At 71.2% G+C, this 16094-nt stretch carries 16 protein-coding genes and 1 pseudogene; 8 read left to right on the top strand and 9 right to left on the bottom strand.

The window, feature by feature from the left end; genetic code table 11:
• Positions 1 to 13 precede the first annotated feature (13 nt).
• From A1QA_RS0100620 to pyrH, 7 genes are all read right to left on the bottom strand, one after another.
• Positions 14 to 1339 (bottom strand): M50 family metallopeptidase, encoded by a 1326-nt coding sequence (locus A1QA_RS0100620; RefSeq protein ID WP_017177001.1) that lies wholly within the window; start codon positions 1337 to 1339, stop codon positions 14 to 16.
• Complete coding sequence (gene dxr, locus A1QA_RS0100625; RefSeq protein ID WP_017177002.1) at positions 1336 to 2622, bottom strand: 1-deoxy-D-xylulose-5-phosphate reductoisomerase; 1287 nt, start codon at positions 2620 to 2622, stop codon at positions 1336 to 1338. The genes A1QA_RS0100620 and dxr overlap by 4 nt, the downstream gene beginning before the upstream one ends.
• A gap of 34 nt (positions 2623 to 2656) precedes the next feature.
• A complete protein-coding gene (locus A1QA_RS0100630; RefSeq protein WP_017177003.1) occupies positions 2657 to 3199 on the bottom strand; it encodes a DivIVA domain-containing protein in 543 nt (180 codons plus the stop codon).
• Complete coding sequence (gene rlmN / locus A1QA_RS0100635) at positions 3196 to 4377, bottom strand: dual-specificity RNA methyltransferase RlmN (protein ID WP_208853892.1); 1182 nt, start codon at positions 4375 to 4377, stop codon at positions 3196 to 3198. Before rlmN ends, A1QA_RS0100630 begins: the two co-directional genes overlap by 4 nt.
• A 150-nt stretch (positions 4378 to 4527) precedes the next feature.
• A complete protein-coding gene (locus A1QA_RS0100640) occupies positions 4528 to 5457 on the bottom strand; it encodes a phosphatidate cytidylyltransferase (RefSeq protein WP_043508064.1) in 930 nt (309 codons plus the stop codon).
• A gap of 81 nt (positions 5458 to 5538) precedes the next feature.
• On the bottom strand, positions 5539 to 6096 hold the full coding sequence (gene frr / locus A1QA_RS0100645; protein WP_017177006.1) for a ribosome recycling factor: 558 nt from the start codon (positions 6094 to 6096) through the stop codon (positions 5539 to 5541).
• 91 nt (positions 6097 to 6187) lie between these two features.
• On the bottom strand, positions 6188 to 6946 hold the full coding sequence (gene pyrH / locus A1QA_RS0100650) for a UMP kinase (RefSeq protein ID WP_017177007.1): 759 nt from the start codon (positions 6944 to 6946) through the stop codon (positions 6188 to 6190).
• Between the two features lie 287 nt (positions 6947 to 7233).
• Between pyrH and A1QA_RS0100655 the strand changes: the two genes are divergently transcribed.
• The 8 genes and pseudogenes from A1QA_RS0100655 (at position 7234) to A1QA_RS0100685 (ending at position 14227) form a co-directional block, all read left to right on the top strand.
• Positions 7234 to 8982: a sodium:solute symporter family protein gene (locus A1QA_RS0100655; protein WP_017177008.1), complete on the top strand. Its 1749-nt coding sequence runs from the start codon at positions 7234 to 7236 to the stop codon at positions 8980 to 8982.
• Between the two features lie 12 nt (positions 8983 to 8994).
• Positions 8995 to 9267 carry a hypothetical protein gene (locus A1QA_RS12895; RefSeq protein WP_017177009.1) on the top strand — a complete coding sequence of 91 codons (273 nt, stop codon included), beginning with the start codon at positions 8995 to 8997 and terminating at the stop codon, positions 9265 to 9267.
• 309 nt (positions 9268 to 9576) lie between these two features.
• Positions 9577 to 10899, top strand: coding sequence for a xylulokinase (locus A1QA_RS0100665; protein WP_017177010.1), 1323 nt, complete (start codon positions 9577 to 9579; stop codon positions 10897 to 10899).
• A gap of 285 nt (positions 10900 to 11184) precedes the next feature.
• Positions 11185 to 11385: pseudogene (locus A1QA_RS16380) on the top strand (NAD(P)H-dependent glycerol-3-phosphate dehydrogenase); the annotation flags it as partial.
• A 196-nt stretch (positions 11386 to 11581) separates the two neighbouring features.
• Complete coding sequence (locus A1QA_RS16385; protein WP_017177011.1) at positions 11582 to 11926, top strand: NAD(P)H-dependent glycerol-3-phosphate dehydrogenase; 345 nt, start codon at positions 11582 to 11584, stop codon at positions 11924 to 11926.
• A 13-nt stretch (positions 11927 to 11939) separates the two neighbouring features.
• The gene (locus A1QA_RS16725) at positions 11940 to 12827 is read left to right on the top strand and encodes an alcohol dehydrogenase catalytic domain-containing protein (RefSeq protein ID WP_026048560.1); all 888 of its coding nucleotides are present in this window, start codon (positions 11940 to 11942) and stop codon (positions 12825 to 12827) included.
• A gap of 30 nt (positions 12828 to 12857) precedes the next feature.
• Positions 12858 to 13496: a class II aldolase/adducin family protein gene (locus tag A1QA_RS0100680; protein ID WP_017177013.1), complete on the top strand. Its 639-nt coding sequence runs from the start codon at positions 12858 to 12860 to the stop codon at positions 13494 to 13496.
• Between the two features lie 41 nt (positions 13497 to 13537).
• The gene (locus A1QA_RS0100685; protein WP_017177014.1) at positions 13538 to 14227 is read left to right on the top strand and encodes a DeoR/GlpR family DNA-binding transcription regulator; all 690 of its coding nucleotides are present in this window, start codon (positions 13538 to 13540) and stop codon (positions 14225 to 14227) included.
• A 54-nt stretch (positions 14228 to 14281) separates the two neighbouring features.
• Here the strand turns inward: A1QA_RS0100685 and tsf are convergent, their stop codons facing one another.
• Positions 14282 to 15121: a translation elongation factor Ts gene (gene tsf, locus A1QA_RS0100690; protein ID WP_017177015.1), complete on the bottom strand. Its 840-nt coding sequence runs from the start codon at positions 15119 to 15121 to the stop codon at positions 14282 to 14284.
• Between the two features lie 44 nt (positions 15122 to 15165).
• Positions 15166 to 16059: a 30S ribosomal protein S2 gene (rpsB, locus tag A1QA_RS0100695; RefSeq protein WP_017177016.1), complete on the bottom strand. Its 894-nt coding sequence runs from the start codon at positions 16057 to 16059 to the stop codon at positions 15166 to 15168.
• Positions 16060 to 16094 lie beyond the last annotated feature (35 nt).

The raw sequence follows: 16094 nt of genomic DNA on the forward strand, positions 1-16094 counted from the left end.
CTGATCAGCGCGTTCAACCGGTGATCGGCGCGACGAGGTCGACCCACACGAGGATGACGGTCATGACGATGAGCACGCCGAAGACCACCTGCCCCACGGGGAGGAGGCGCGCGGTGTCCACGGGGCCGGGGTCGGGGCGCCCGTGCGCCAGGGCCCAGCGTCGCCGGGCCCCCTCCCAGAGCGCGCCGGCGACGTGGCCGCCGTCGAGGGGCAGCAGGGGGATGAGGTTGAAGGCGAAGAGCGCCAGGTTGAGGGAGCCGAGCAGCATGAGCATCTGGGCCACGCGGAGCGACAACGGGATGCTCCCGGTGTCCGCGCCCGTGCCGGCGCTGGAGACCTCCCCCGCGATGCGCCCGACCCCCACCAGGCCGATGACGCCGGTGGCGGAGCGCTCCTCGTGGCCGAGCCCGGCGGACACGGCGTGGTAGAGGCCCACGGGAAGGGTGACGATCGCCTTGAGCGTGCCGGTCACCGCCTGCCCGATCGTGGAGGGGAGCTCGCCGACCGGCATGGGCACCGCCCCGTAGGTGGGGGTGATGCCGACGTAGGGGCGGGCGGTGGTCGTGGGATTGCCGTCCGCGTCGAGCACGGGGTTGCCCTGGGAGTCGCGGACCTTGCGCTGGACCTCGACGGCGGTGACCGTCAGGGTGACCTCCGCGCCATCTCGCTCGACGACGACGGGCACCGACCGCGTTCCGGACGCGGCGATGGCGCTCTGCACGTCCTTCCAGGACGAGGTCCGCGCGCCGTCCCAGGAGCGGATCTCGTCGCCCGCCTGGAGGCCGGCCACCGCGGCGGGGGAGGCGGGGTCGGACTGCCCGCAGGGGGCGTCGGACTCGACGTCGGCGGTCAGGCAGGTGGAGATGGACTTCAGGGTGGTGGTGCTGCCCGGCGCGCCGATGCCGCCCAGGGCGATGGCCAGCAGGACGATGCCGAGCACGAGGTTGGTGAGGATCCCCCCGGCCATGACGACGAGCTTGCGCGGAACGCTGAGGCGGTAGAAGGCGCGGTGCTCCTCACCGGGCCCGATCTCGGCCAGGGCGTCCGCGCGGGCATCGGCGACCTGCGAGCCCGGCTTGTCCGGGCGGTCCGCCCTCGCCGGGGGGATCATGCCGACGAGCTTGACGTAGCCGCCCAGCCAGATCCATTTCACGCCGTACTCGGTCTCCCCCCGGCGCGTGGACCACACGCGGGGGCCGAAGCCGATGAAGTACTCGGGGACCTTCACGCCGAAGCGCTTGGCGGGGATCATGTGCCCGAGCTCGTGGAGCGCCACCGAGATGCCGATCCCGATGACGAGGACGAGGATGCCGAGGGCGTATGCGAGGGCCTGGGTCATGCGCGCAGTCTGCCACGGGAGGCGATGAGCTCGTCGGCGCGCGCCCGCGCCCAGGCCTCCGCCTGCGCGACGTCGTCGAGGCTGGGAGCGGCCAGGCCCTCGTGCTCGCCCAGGACGGCGGCGTCGATGGCCACGATGTCGAGCCACTCGAGCCCGCCCGCCAGGAAGGCGGCGACGGCCTGCTCGTTGGCGGCGTTGAGGACGGCGGGGTGGGTGGCCGAGGCGGCGACGGCGCTGCGGGCCAGGCCGACGGCGGGGAAGGCCTCGTCGTCGAGGGGCTCGAAGCCCCAGGACACGGGCGCGGTCCAGTCGTTGGGGGCCACGAGCCCGGCGAGGTCCGGCCTGCGGGGCCATGTCAGCCCCAGCGCGATGGGCAGGCGCATGTCCGGGGGCGAGGCCTGGGCGATCGTGGCGCCGTCGATGAACTCGACCATCGAGTGGATGACCGACTGGGGGTGGACGACGACGTCGATGCGCTCCGGCGGGATGTCGAACAGCAGGTGCGCCTCGATGAGCTCGAGGCCCTTGTTGATGAGGGTGGAGGAGTTGATGGTCACCACGGGGCCCATCGCCCAGGTGGGGTGGGCCAGGGCCTGCTCGGCGGTGACGCCCGCGAGCGAGTCGCGGTCGCGGCCGCGGAAGGGGCCGCCGGAGGCGGTGAGGACGAGGCGGCGCACCTCGCTGGCACCGCTGACGACGGGGCTGGTCAAACCCTTCTCGTGGCGGCCCGACGCGAGCGCCTGGGCGATCGCGGAGTGCTCGGAGTCCACGGGGACCACCTGGCCGGGGCGGCGCAGCGCCTCCTTGACCAGCGCTCCGCCGACGACGAGCGATTCCTTGTTCGCCAGGGCGAGGCGCGCCCCGCTGGCCAGCGCCGCCAGCGTGGGGCGAAGGCCCACCGAGCCGGTGATGCCATTGAGGACGGTGTCCCCCTCCCCCGCGCCGGAGGCCTCGATGACCGCGGTGGCGGCGTCGGGGCCGGTGAGGATCGTGGTGACGGGGTCGGGCCGGCCCAGGCGCTGGGAGGCGGCGGCCAGGGCATCGCGCAGCGCCTGCTCGGCCCCCGGGCGCTGGGAGGCCAGGGCGATGAGGGGGACGTTGAATCGCAGGGCCTGCTCGGCCAGGAGGTCGAGGCGGGAGCCGCCGGCGGCCAGGGCGCTCACGCGGGGCGCGCGCTGGCCGAGGCGCCGGACGACCTCGAGCGCCTGGGTGCCGATGGATCCTGTGGAGCCGAGCAGGACGAGGGACTTGGGGGCTCCGGCGTGGGTGGTCGTGCTGGTCATGCTCGTCCCTTTCCGGACGCGGCCCAGGAGGGCATCACTCGACGGAGAAGACGACCTCGACGACGCGCGCGAGGTAGCGGTCGACGCTGGACTCGTCGTAGGCCTTGGCGCCGCGCGCCGTGCCGAACACGGCGGTGCGGACCTCGGCGGAGGTCAGGGGCTCCTCGGAGTCGAAGTAGGCGGCGATGCGATTCATGAGGGCGTCGACGTCGGCCTTGGCGTAGCCGTGGCGGCGGGCCGGGGCGAAGCGCTCCCCGGAGGGGCGCAGGAGGCGGGGGTAGAGCGTGGTGGCGAGCTCGGCGACCTGGTCCATCCAGGCCTGGCGCCCGTTCTGGGCGACGAACTCGGCCCTGCGCCGCTGCAGGAAGGCGGTCTCGAGGCGGTCGAGGGCGGCGTCGACGGCACCCGGCTCGTAGCCGCGGCGCACGATGTCGAAGGCGACGGTGCGCACGCCCTCGGAGTCCATCTCGTCGAGGTCCTCGGACTCGTAGATGTCCTTGGCCGTCTCGAAGTAGCCGTCCACCTGCGAGGGACGGTATCCCCGGCGGAAGAACGACGTCCTGGGGAACATGGTCATGACCTGATCCTCTCCTGCTTGTCCTGCTTGAGAACCTCCGCCGCCAGTTGGCCGCAGGCTCCATCGATGTCGCTCCCGCGCGTGTCGCGCACGGTGGTGGTGATGCCGGCGCGCCGGAGCGTGCCCACGAATAGATCTTGCACGCTGGGCTCCGAGCACGTCCAGATCGAGCCCGGCGTGGGGTTGAGCGGAATCGGATTCACATGCGCCCAGCCGTGCCCGCGCCGGTTCAGCTCATCGGCGAGCATCTGGGCCCGCCAGGCGTGGTCGTTCATGTCCTTGATGAGGGCGTACTCGATGGACACGCGCCTACCGGTGGCCCGGAAGTAGTCGTGGGCGGCGTCGAGGAGCTCGCCGACCTTCCACTTGGAGTTGACCGGGATGAGGGCATCGCGCAGCTCGTCGTCCGGCGCGTGGAGGGACACGGCGAGCGTGACGGGCATTCCCTCCCCCGCCAGCTTGCGGATGAGCGGGACGAGGCCGACGGTGGAGACGGTGATGCCGCGGGCGGACAGGCCGAAGCCCTCCGGGGCGGGATCGATGAGCCGGTGGAGGGCGGCGACGACGTTCTTGTAGTTGATCATCGGCTCGCCCATGCCCATGAAGACGACGTTGCTCAGCCGCGCGGGACCGCCGGCCAGGGCGCCGTCGGCGGAGACGCGGGCGGCATGGCGGACCTGCTCGACGATCTCAGCCGTGGTGAGGTTGCGGGTGAGTCCCATCTGCCCGGTGGCGCAGAAGGGGCAGGCCATGCCGCAGCCCGCCTGGGAGGAGACGCACAGGGTGGTGCGGTCCTTGTAGCGCATAAGCACGGACTCCACGCGCACCCCGTCGTGGAGCTCCCAGAGGTGCTTGAGGGTCCGGCCGCCGTCGGCGCGCATGACCCTCGCCTCGGTGATGAGCTCGGGCAGGAGCTCGGCGGCCAGCTGCTCGCGCACGGCGGCGGGCAGGTCCGTCATCTCGGCGGCCTCGCGGGTGAAGCGGGTGAAGTAGTGGCGGGAGAGCTGGTCGGCGCGGAAGGCGGGCAGGCCGGCCTCGGCCAGTGCCTCCTTCCTGCCCGCGAGGTCGAGGTCGGCCAGGTGGCGGGGGGCCTTGCCCCGGGCGGGCGGGACGGCGAAGGACAGGCGGGGGCGCGCGTCGGGGGTGGTGGCGCCCTCGGGCGGCTGGTCCGTGGGCATCACCTGGACCTCGCCGGGCGCGGGCCCACCGGCCCGGCGCTTCAGGGCGACGGGCTCGGGGCGCCTCGTGCGGGCGCGGCCGGCGGTGGGGCTCACGAGGCTCAGGGTCCTTTCTCTCAGTGGCGTCTCAGGTCTCGTCCCGGGCGGCTCTCACCAGGGAATGAGGGTGAACAGGTACACGATAGGCGCGGTGACCAGGATGGAGTCGAGCCGATCCATGAGCCCGCCGTGCCCTGGCAGGAGGGTGCCCATGTCCTTCAGGCCGAGATCGCGCTTGAGGAGGGACTCCCCCAGGTCCCCGAGCGTGGCCACGAACGTGCAGCAGGCGCCGAGCGCCGCGCCCGCCCACAGCGGCCCGTCGAGGAAGAACAGGCAGGCCGCCCCCGCCCCGACGGCGGCGATCAGCGATCCGGCGAAGCCCTCCCACGACTTCTTCGGGGAGACCGAGGGCGCCATGGGGCGGCGGCCAAAAGTGATGCCGGCGAGCCAGCCGCCGGTGTCATTGGCGATCGGCAGGGCGAAGAGGGTGATCACCTTGGCCACGCCGTGGTCCTGGGCGACGAGCAGCACGGCGAAGCTCGCGAGGAACGGGAGGTAGGTGGCGGCCAGGACGGAGGCCGTGGCGTCCACGGAGCGCGAGCGCCGGGCCTCGTCATGGGCATCGGTGCGCGGAACGTCGTGGGGGCTGTCCTCGAGGACGGTGCCGTCCTCGGCCTCGGCGCGGTCCACGAAGGACCACAGGACGCAGGCCCCGACGGTGGCGAGGTAGGCGCCGAAGGCGCCCTCGGCGCCGAGCTTCCAGGCCGTGACGGCGATGCCCGCGGTTCCCACCCACAGGGGAAGGAGCGGGAGGGCGACGCCCTTGCGGGCGAAGGCGCCCGCGAGCTCCCAGAGCGCCCCGCACACGGCGAGGATGACCACGCCGACGAAGTACTTCTTCTCGAAGACCAGGGAGGCCAGGATGCCGCTGATGAGGACGGCGGAGACACCGATCGCGGCCGGCAGGTTGCGACCGGCCCGGCCCGTGGCGGGCAGGGGCGCGCGATTGCGCGTCGGAGGCGGTGTCAGCAGGGCGTTCAGAATGGTCACGAGGGGTACTTCGGGTTGGGGCGGGGCCGCGCCGTTCTCGTCCTCCCCGCGCGGGCGGGGCGGGCAGCGGGCTCAGACGGAGAGGAGCTCGGACTCCTTGGAGGCCAGGGACTTGTCGATGGCGTCGACGAAGCGCTTGGTGAGGTGGTCGAGCTCGCCCTCGGCGCGCTTGACGTCGTCCTCGCCGGCCTCGCCGTCGCGCTTGATGGCCTCGAGCTCCTTCTTGGCCTTGCCGCGCACGCCGCGGACCTGCACGCGGGCCTCCTCGGCGCGGGAGCGCGCGAGCTTGACGTAGTCCTTGCGGCGCTCCTCGGTCAGCGCGGGCAGGGTGACGCGGATGACCGTGCCGTCGTCGGTGGGGTTGACCCCGAGGTCGGACTCGCGGATCGCGGTGGTGATCGCCTTCATCGCGGAGCGGTCGAAGGGGCTGACGATCACCGTGCGGGCCTCGGGGATCGTCAGGGAGGCGAGCTGCTGGAGGGGGGTGGGGGCGCCGTAGTAGTCGACCAGGATCGAGTTGAACATGGAGGGGTTGGCGCGGCCGGTGCGGATGGCGGCGAGCTCCCCCTTGGCGGCCTCGAGGGCCTTCTCCATCTTCTCCTCGGTGGAGAGCATGACATCGTCGATCATCGTTCTTCCTTCGCTTGGGGTGGCTGGGTGGTTGTCGCGCCGCGGCGCTGGGTGGATCGGACGTTGATGGGGGGCTCGCGCGCCCGGGGGCTCAGGGCTTCGGGCTGGCCACGAGCGTGCCGATCTTCTCACCCAGGAGGGCCTTGGTGATATTGCCGTCCTTGCCCATGCCGAACACGCGCATCGTCAGGCCGTTGTCACGGGACAGGGCGAAGGCGGAGGCGTCGACGACGGCGAGGCCGTCCGCCAGGGCCCGCTCGTAGGTGAGGTGGTCGAGCTTGACGGCGCTGGGGTCCTTGCGGGGATCGGCCGTGTAGACGCCGTCGACGCCGTTCTTGCCGACCAGCAGCTCATCGCAGCCGGTCTCCAGGGCGCGCTGGGCGGCCACGGTGTCGGTGGAGAAGTAGGGCAGGCCCGCGCCCGCTCCGAAGACGACGACGCGCCCCTTCTCCAGGTGGCGGATGGCGCGCAGCGGGATGTAGGACTCGGCGACCTGCCCCATGGCGATGGCGGTCTGCACGCGGGCGGGGACGCCGGCCTTCTCGATGAAGTCCTGGAGGGCCAGGGCGTTCATGACGGTGCCGAGCATGCCCATGTAGTCGGCGCGGGCGCGTTCCATGCCGCGGGCGGAGAGCTCGGCGCCCCTGAAGAAGTTGCCGCCGCCGACGACGACGGCGACCTGCACCCCGGCGCGCACGGCGTCGGCGATCTGCGTGGCGGCATCGGAGACGACATCGGGATCGAGGCCGATGGAGCCCCCGCCGAAGACCTCACCCGAGAGCTTGAGCAGGACGCGCCGCGGGTGGTGCCCGTGCGCGACGCGATCGTCTCTGCTGCCCGTGCCTGTCATCTCTGCCTCTCTGCCTGTGCCGTGGATCGCCCGCGGGCGACCGGGGAACGCCCGCGCATTGGCGGGGCCGCGGTCGCGGGCGGGCATTGCGCCGTCCGATAGAGCGTACCCGCTCGCGGCGTCCCGGGCGGCCCGCATGAGTCGGCGAAGCAGCGCTTGGCACGTGGCGGGCGCTCGTCGAGCGCGGGCAGATCGGGGCTCCGAAACGGTCACAATCCGTTATCACGGGCGTTAGGCTCACGAGGAGCACCCATTCACGTGTCTCGGTTCACACGCAGGAGGCGTTGATGGCCCTGTCCCACTCGTTCCTACCCCTCGCCGCTTCGGGCTCCTCCACCCTGCTAGAGGCCCGCTGGTACGACTACTTCCCCATCGTCGTCTACTTCGCCTTCGTCCTGGGCGTCGGCTTCATGGCCAAACGACGCATGGCCTCCTCCGATGACTTCCTCACCTCCGGCCGCTCCCTTCCCGCCTGGGTCACCGGCATCGCCTTCGTGTCGGCCAACCTCGGCGCGGTGGAGATCATGGGCATGTCCGCCAATGGCGCCCAGTACGGCCTGCCGACCTTCCACTACTTCTGGATCGGCGCCATCCCGGCCATGATCTTCCTGGGCCTGGTCATGATGCCCTTCTACTACGGCTCCGGCGTGCGCTCGGTGCCGGAGTTCATGCTCAAGCGCTACGGCAAGGCCGCCCATCTCATCAACGCGCTCTCCTTCGCGCTGGCCCAGCTGCTCATCGCCGGCGTCAACCTCTACCTGCTGGGCTCGATCGTCCACCGGCTGCTGGGGTGGCCACTGTGGGTGGCGCTCATCGTCGCCGCAGTCATCGTGTTCAGCTACATCAGCCTGGGCGGCCTGTCCGCCGCCATCTACAACGAGGTCCTCCAGTTCTTCGTCATCATCGTGGCGCTGCTCCCGCTGACCCTCATCGGCCTCAACCGCGTGGGCTGGTGGGGCGGCCTCAAGGAGAAGATCACGGAGGCGGCCACCGCCCACGGCACCGGCGCCTACGCCGACCCGAGCGCGCAGCTGCACTCCTGGCCCGGCAACCTGCTGTCCGGTTTCGACTCCTCGGCCCTGTCCGTCTTCGGCATCGTCTTCGGCCTGGGCTTCGTGCTGTCCTTCGGCTACTGGACGACGAACTTCGTGGAGGTCCAGCGCGCCATGGCGGCCGACTCGATCTCCGCGGCGCGCTCGGCCCCGATCATCGGCACCTTCGCGAAGATGATCGTGCCCTTCCTCGTCATCATCCCGGGCATGGTGGCCGCGGTCCTCGTCTCCGAGATCGTCGGGCTCAAGCAAACCTCGCTCAGCGGCGCGACGGCCAGCGGGGAAGTCACCTACAACGACGCCGTCTTGCTCCTCATGAGAGACGTCCTGCCCAACGGCCTGCTGGGCCTGGCGATCACCGGCCTGCTCGCCTCCTTCATGGCGGGCATGGCGGCGAACATCTCCGCCTTCAACACGGTGTTCACCGTGGACCTCTACGAGCGCTACATCAACACGAAGGCCGATGACGCCACCTACCTGCGCATGGGCAAGATCACGACGGCGATCGCCACGACCGTCGCGATCTTCACCGCGCTCATCGCGTCGAACTACTCCAACCTCATGGACTACCTCCAGCAGCTCTTCTCCATGTTCAACGCGCCGCTGTTCGCGACGTTCATCATCGGGATGTTCTGGCGGCGGGCCACGAGCCACGCGGGCTGGTCCGGGCTGGCCTGCGGGACCCTGGCGGCCCTCGCCCTCAACGTGGCCTCCTGGACGGGGCACCTGACGCTGCCGGGCCAGGGCCTGGCCTTCCTCGCCGCGGGCACGGCCTTCGCCGTCGACATCCTCGTGACCGTCATCGTCTCCATGATGACGGCGCCCAAGCCCGCGGCGGAGCTGGAGGGCTTCGTCTACTCCCTCACCCCGCACGAGGCGCGCACCGACCCGAACGAGGCGGCGCTGCCGTGGTTCCGCAGGCCGGTCCCACTGGCGATCTGCGCGGGCACGCTCGTCATCCTGCTCAACTCGATCTTCCACTGAGGAGCCACCGACATGTCACTGCTGTCAAAGATCCTGGCCGATATCCGCACGGTCATCGCCGCGGTCCTCGGCATCTTCGGCCTCTTCCTGCTCGTGTGCTCGGGCTTCCTGAACGGCGAGGACGAGATGACCAAGACCGGCGGCGTCAACGCGAACCTGTGGGCGGGCATCGCCCTCATCGTGGTCGCCGTGCTCATGGGCCTGTGGTGGGGCGTCTCCCCCAGCGAGTCCGGCAAGGGCTCGGGCGGCTCCCCCTCCGACCCGAACGGCGCGGCCCAGGGCTGAGCCCAGCCGCCCCGACCCGAGCAAGGGGCCTGGATCCATGATGCTCATGGATCCAGGCCCCTTCATCATCGCTCTTCGTCCCCTACTCGTCGGGCTCGCACGGATGCTCCGGGCATCGCGGCGGCGCGCCAATGCCGCCAGGGCGCGGCGCGGGGTGTGACAAAGCAGGGCGTTGTCACACCCCGGGCTGCGACTCCTCCTGAGGATCTTCCTCTGATGGCGGGCCCGCGGATAGCGTCGGAGGCGCCACCGGGCCGCAGCGTCGCTGCCCGGAATCACGGAGCCAACGGAGTCCCCGGGAGGAACGCCATGACACGCATCCCTGATCACCCGCTCGTCATCGCTGTCGACTCATCCACCACATCCTCGAAGGCGATCATCGTTGACGCCACGGGCCGGGTCCTGGCCCAGGGCAAGCACGAGATCGAGCTCCACTCGCCCCGATCCGGCTGGTACGAGCACAACCCCGCGGACTGGTGGGAGAGCACCGAGGCCTCCATCGCCGACGCCGTCGGCCAGCTCGACGACGAGCAGCGCGCGGCCATCACCGCCATGGCGATCACCCACCAGCGGGAGTCCTTCGCGCCCTTCACCGAGGACGGCCAGGCGCTGCGCCCCGGGATCCTGTGGCTCGACGGGCGCGCCTCGAAGCAGATCCTCGCCTACGGCAGCGACGAGATCCACGCGCTGTCCGGCAAGCCCGCCGACATCACGCCCGGCCTGTACAAGATGGCCTGGGTCAAGGAGAACGAGCCCGAGGCCCTCACCAACGCCCACAAGGTGTCCGACGTGCACGGCTACCTCGTGTGGAACCTGACCGGCCGCTGGTGCACCTCGGTGGCCTGCGCCGACAGCCTCGGGCTGTTCGACATCTCCCGCCTGACATGGTCCGACACCCTGCTCGACATCGCCGGCGTCACCCGCGAGCAGATGAACGACCTCGTCAACCCGGGCGAGTTCATCGCGAACGTGAAGCCCGAGATCCGCGAGCGCTGGGGGCTGGAGCAGGGCCTGCCCGTCATCGCCGGCTGCGGCGACGGGCAGGCCGCCGGCATCGGCGCGGGCGTCGTCGAGCCCGGCTGCGGGGGCCTGCTCACGCTGCCGTACTGGCAGGCGGTCCAGTCCCCCTACTGGGACCCCATCGCGCGCGGCGCCTTCATCGGCTGGCGGGGCTCGCACGACCGGGCGGCGATGTACCGCTCGATCCTGGAGGGCCTGAGCATCGAGATGGCGCGCGACATCGACGCGATGCAGGCCTCGACAGGAGTGCCGGTCACGCGGATCGGGGCGATGGGCGGCGGCACGCGCAGCCCGCTATGGCGCCAGATCATGACCGACGCGACGGGCCGGCCGATCACCGCCTGCGCCGAGGACGAGATCGCGGCGCTGGGCGCGGCGATCATCGCCATGGCCTCCACGGGCGCCCATGGGGACACGACGATCCCGACGGCCGCCAAGGCGATGGCTCGCTTCGGCGACACCACCGAGCCCGACCCCGCGACGCATGAGCGCTACAGCGAGGCCGCGGCGATCCAGGGCGAGATCTACCGGGCCATCAAACCGGTCGTCGACCGCATCGACGCCTTCGCGGAGAAGTACCCGATGGCGGCGCCCGCGGGAGCCGACGCCTGACGCCGGGGCGGCGCGCCACAGTCCGCAGTCCAGGCGACGAAGGAGAAGAGCAATGAGCACGATCACCGTTCTGGGAGCGGGCGCGATGGGCTCGGCCCTGTGCACGCCCGTCGCGCGGGCGGGCTGGGATGTCCGGCTATGGGGCACCTGGCTCGACGACCACCTCCTGGACGCCCTGGAGGCGGGCAGGCCGCACCCCGCACGAATGCCCCACTGCCGAGCAGTGTGGCCCTCTTCCGCTCCGATGACCTCGAGGAGGCCCTCGACGGCGCCGACGTCGTCGTCATGGCGGTCGCGTCGGTCGGCGTCCCGAGGGTGACCGAGATGGCCCTCGATGGGATCACAAGGGCCCAGGCCCTGTGGCTGACGAGCAAGGGATTTTGCCCCGACGCCGAGGGGCGCGTCCAGCTCCTCCCCGACGCCATCCGCCGGATCGCGGGCGATCGCGGGCTGCCCCCGATCGTCGCGATCGCCGGTCCGGTCAAGGCCAACGAGTGCGGCGTCGAGGAGCCCACCGCCACGATCTTCGGCTGCCGGGACCTGTCCGTGGCGCAGGAGTATGCCCGCCAGGCCCGCACGGACCGCTACGCCATCGCGCTCGGCGTGGCCGACGGCCTGGAGGAGAGGACGGGCGTGCCCCACCACAACCTCAAGGCCGCCGCATTCGCGCGCGGTCGAGGAGATGTCCCTGCTCGGCCGAACCCTGGGAGCCCGGCCCGAGACGGCCTTCGGCCTGGCCGGCGTCGGCGACCTCGAGGTGACCGGGCTGTCCGGCCGCAACAAGGTCTACGGCACGCGCCTCGGCCGGGGCGAGGGCGCGGCCCAGGCCCTTGAGGAGATGACCCGCCTCGAGCAGACCGTCGAGGGCGTGCCCGCCGTCGCGCTGGCGACGAGGCTCGTCGAGCAGTCCGCCCCTCAGCTCGTGGGCGAGTTGCGCTTGCTCGCGGCCGTCGCCCGGCTCGTCGCCGGCGGTGTCGACGACCCGCAGGAGCTCCTCATCCCCGCGGTCCTCCCCGCGCGGCCGTGATCGGGGCGCGGTGATGAGCCAGATGATGGATGCGGCCGTCATGCACGGCCCCGACGACATCCGCTTCGAGAGCGTCCCGCGGCCGGCGTGCCCGCCGGGCGGCTTCGTCGTGCGGGTCGACGCCGTCGGCCTGTGCGGCTCCGACATCCGCAACCTGACGACGGACTCGAGCAAGGGCGCCTACCCCCACATCTACGGCCACGAGGTGGTCGGCGAGGTGGTCGAGGCCGATCCGTCGGTCAGCGCGTGCGCGGTGGGCCAGGAGCTCTACATCTACCCGGTCGCCCATTGCCTGCGCTGCGAGCAGTGCCGCTCGGGCCACCACGAGCAGTGCACCGAGGTCGAGGAGTACACCGAGCGCCCCGGTGGCTTCGCCCAGTACATCTCCTACACCGCCACGCGCGCCGGGCGCGGGGCATTCTTCGCGCTCCCCGACGGCGTCGGCCCGGTCCTCGCCACGCTGGCCGAGCCGCTGTCCTCGACCTACGCGTGCGTGGAGAACATCGATGTCCGCATGGGCGATACCGTCGCGATCCTCGGCGCGGGGCCCGTGGGCGTCATGCTGGCGGTCCTCAGCCGGATGCGCGGGGCGGACAGGGTGATCCTCATCGACATCAACGCCGAGCGCCTGGAGAAGTCCCTCGCCTTCGACATCGACCACCGGATCGACTCCAGCCGGGACGACGCCGTCCAGGCCGTCCTCGATCTCACCGATGGGCGCGGGGCCGACAGCACGCAGGTGGAGAGGGCCTTCGAGCTGGCGATATCGCCGCGCTTCCCCACGCGGCAGTTCCTCACCCACGTGCTGCCGCTGTCCGAGATCAACGAGGCCATCCGGCTGCCCCGCACGGGCGAGGCGCTCAAGGTCGCCCTCCTGCCCCAGCAGCGGCCTGCCGCATGAGACCCGACCACACCACTGAGGAGCACCACCATGATCCTCCACGACGAGCGCGCCAGCGTTGTGCGCGCGTGCCAGGAGATGCAGCGGCTGGGACTCGTCGTCGGCACGGCGGGAAACGCCTCGACGCGAGTCGGCGACCTCGTCGTCATCTCTCCCTCCGGCGTCGCCTATGAGGAGCTCAAGCCGGGGATGATCGGCGTCCACGATCTTCAGGGGGCGCCCGTGGACGCGCCCCTCAAGCCGTCGAGCGAGCTGCCCCTCCACCTCGCCATCTACAACGGCACCCAGGCGCGAGCGGTCACGCACAACCACGCCCCCGCCTCGACGGCGATGGGCCTCGTGCGCGACACGGTCCCGACCTCCCACTACTACTCCGCCTTGTTCGGCGGAGTAGTGAGGGTCGCCCCGTACGCGCCTTTCGGAACCCAGCGGCTCGCGGACAATGTGCTCGCGGCGCTGGAGGACCGGCTCGGCGCGCTCATGCGCAACCACGGGGCCGTGACGATAGGCCCGAGCCTGGACAAGGCATTGTCCTTGCTGCCCTATCTCGAAAACATTTGCGATTCCCACCTGCGCGCGATGGCGAGCGGCGCCCCCGTGGCGCTGCTGAGTCAGGCGCAGGTCACCGACGCCGTCGAGGCGCTCAAGGGCTACGGCCAGGGCCACTAGGGCAGGGGCCGGGGCCCACCGGCAGCGCCGTCAGGAGGGACATGGCAACCGCGATGACGCGGGCGCAGCGGTTGGCGACGATCGCTGACTCCGTGATGGAGGCCGGCGCGCTCACCGTCCACGAGCTCGCCGATCGCTTCCGCGTCTCACGGATGACCATCTACCGCGATCTCGCCGAGCTCGAGGCCGCGGGCAGCGTCTGGCTGGAGCAGGGCAAGGCGACCGCGCGCAGGTCCTCCTTCACCGAGACCTCGAGCGACTTCCGCGCCACACTGCGCCAGGCGCTCAAGCAGTCGCTGTGCGAGGCGCTGCGCCCGATCCTCCGCCGCGGCCAGACGATCATGCTCGACGACTCCTCGACGGTGCGCCCGCTCATCGCCATGCTCGGGGGCGCCGGGCCCATCACGCTCATCACGCATTCCCAGACGGTGGCGCTCGAGGCCCGCCAGCACCCGGAGCTGCGGCTCATCCTGGCCGGGGGCGCCTACAACCGGGCGCTGGACTCGTACTACGGGCTGACGACGCTGTCGGTGCTGCGCTCGCTGCGGGCGGACCTGTGCGTGATGTCGACGGCGGCGCTCCAGCGCGGTGTCCTCTACCACCCGTTGGAGGAGGGGGCGGCGGTCAAGGCCACGATGCTCGAGCAGTCCGAGAGACGGGTCCTGTTGGTGGATCACGCGAGGTTCGGCCATCACGCGACGCATGTCGTCGCGCGCGCCGGCGGGAAATAACGGGCCCCGCCGCTCCGATGCGGAGCGGCGGGGCCGGTTGCCGCGGGCGCGCGATCAGGCGCCGACGCGGAAGCGGACGAAGCCGACGAGCTCGCCGCCGGTGGCCTCGATGACCTTGCCGACCGTGGTCTTGGGGTCCTTGGCGAAGGCCTGCTCGACGAGGCAGTTCTCCTTGAAGAAGCCGCCCAGGCGGCCCTCGACGATCTTCGGGATGGCCTTCTCGGGCTTGCCCTCGGCGCGGGTGGTCTCCTCGGCGATGGCGCGCTCCTTCTCGACGACGTCGGCGGGGACGTCCTCGCGGGTGGCGTAGGCCGGGGAGTAGGCGGCGGTGTGCATCGCGACGTCGTGGGCGACCTCGGCGGCCTTGGCGTCGGTGCCGACGAGCACGCCCACCTGCGCGGGCAGGTCAGGGTTGGTGCGGTGCAGGTAGAGTTCGACCTTGGGGGCGCTCAGGCGGCCCACGCGGCGCACGACGATCTTCTCGCCGATGACGGCCTGCATGCCGTCGGTGAGGTCCTTGACGGTGGAGCCGTCGACCTCGACCTCGGCCAGGGCCTCGGCGGTCTCGGCGCCGGAGGACAGGGCCGCGGAGAGGACCTTGTCGGCGAAGTCGAGGAACTTCTCGTTCTTGGCGACGAAGTCGGTCTCGGCGTTGATCTCGACGAGCACGCCGGTCTGGCCGTCGGCGTCGTCGACGACCTTGGCGGCGATGAGGCCGGCCGAGGCGGCGCGGCCCTCGCGCTTGGCGATGCCCTTGAGGCCCTTGACGCGGATGATCTCGATGGCCTTGTCGACGTCGCCAGCGGCCTCGTCGAGGGCCTTCTTGACGTCGAGCATGCCGGCGCCGGTCTTCTCGCGGAGCGCCTTGATGTCAGCGGTGGTGTAGTTCGCCATGGATTCTCCTGGTGTTGGAACGTGAGGAATGTCGTCGGGGTCGCTCAGGCCTGCTCGGCCGGGGCCTCGGTGGCGGCCTCAGCCGGGGCAGCATCGGCGGGAGCCTCGGCCGGGGCCTCAGGGGCCTGCGCGGACTGCTCGGCCGTGGCGGCCTCAGCGCCGGCCAGGAGCTCGGCCTCCCACTCGGGCAGCGGCTCGGCCTCGGGCGTGCCGGCCTCGGGCTCGGCGCCGGTGCGGGCGCGGCCAGCGGAGCGGGCGAGGAGGCCCTCGGCGGCGGCGTCGGCGACGACGCGGGTGAGCAGGCTGACGGAGCGGATGGCGTCGTCGTTGCCCGGGATGCCGTAGGTGACCTCGTCGGGGTCGCAGTTCGTGTCGAGGATCGCGATGACCGGGATGTTGAGCTTGGAGGCCTCGGAGATCGCCAGATGCTCCTTCTTGGTGTCCACGACCCACACGGCGGCGGGGAGCTTGGCCATGTCGCGGATGCCGCCGAGGGTGCGGATGAGCTTGTCCTTCTCGCGGCGCATCATGAGCAGCTCCTTCTTCGTGCGGCCGGAGCCGGCCACGTCGTCGAAGTCGATCTGCTCGAGCTCCTTCATGCGGTCCAGGCGGGCGCGCACGGTGGAGAAGTTGGTGAGCATGCCACCCAGCCAGCGCTGGTTGACGTAGGGCATGCCGACGCGCTGGGCCTGCTCGGCCACGGCGGCCTGCGCCTGCTTCTTGGTACCGACGAACAGGATGTTGCCGCCGCGGGCGACGGTCTCCTTGACGAAGTCGTAGGCGGTGTTGATGCCCTCGACGGACTTCGTGAGGTCGATGACGTAGATGCCGTTGCGCTCAGTGAGGATGAAGCGCTTCATCTTGGGGTTCCACCGGCGGGTCTGGTGCCCGAAGTGGACACCGGACTCGAGGAGCTGGCGCATGGTCACGACTGCCATGACTTGTCCTTTCGCGCGGCCGGGAGGTTGCCCGG

It is taken from the genome of Actinomyces timonensis DSM 23838, from assembly GCF_000295095.1.
GTDB classification, from domain to species: Bacteria; Actinomycetota; Actinomycetes; order Actinomycetales; family Actinomycetaceae; genus Actinomyces; species Actinomyces timonensis.